This is a genomic window from Collinsella sp. Sow4_E3 (genome assembly GCF_052116285.1).
Taxonomy (GTDB): Bacteria; Actinomycetota; Coriobacteriia; order Coriobacteriales; family Coriobacteriaceae; genus Collinsella.
Window position 1 is genome coordinate 1 of record NZ_JBQKLJ010000123.1, and the last position, 439, is coordinate 439.

Genomic DNA, 439 nt, shown 5'->3' on the forward strand with positions numbered 1-439 from the left:
TTTCACGGGGTCGCACCGGCGGGCGACGACGTAGCCAGGTGCGCGGAGACAGGGCGCACGAGGGATACGGGAGAGGGGTCGGGGCGGTCGGCGGCTGCCGGAGCTATCGCCTGCACCCGCCCCGGGGAATGGTTGGCGGACCCGTCGCCCGGGCACGCCCCCGGAGAGGCCGGGGTGCCCGGAACCGGGTGCCCTAGTTCTCCTCGGCCTCCTCGGCGAGGCGCTGGGCGGCCAGCTCGGGGGTGAGGCCCTTGTACTCGGTCTCGCGGCCCTTGGCGCTGACGACGCGGACGACCTCGCCGATGAGCATGAGCACGATGAAGATGACGATCATCGGGACCTTCTCGCCGATCTCGGCGGCGGAGAACGGCACCAGCGTCGCGACGATGGCCAGGATCAGCTCGATGCAGGGGATGGCCAGCATGACCTTCATCATCGC

General features: G+C 70.8%; 1 pseudogene. It reads right to left on the minus strand.

The features are described from left to right. Window positions 1-193 precede the first annotated feature (193 nt). Window positions 194-439, minus strand: a pseudogene (locus ACTQ48_RS11575) (amino acid:proton antiporter); the annotation flags it as partial.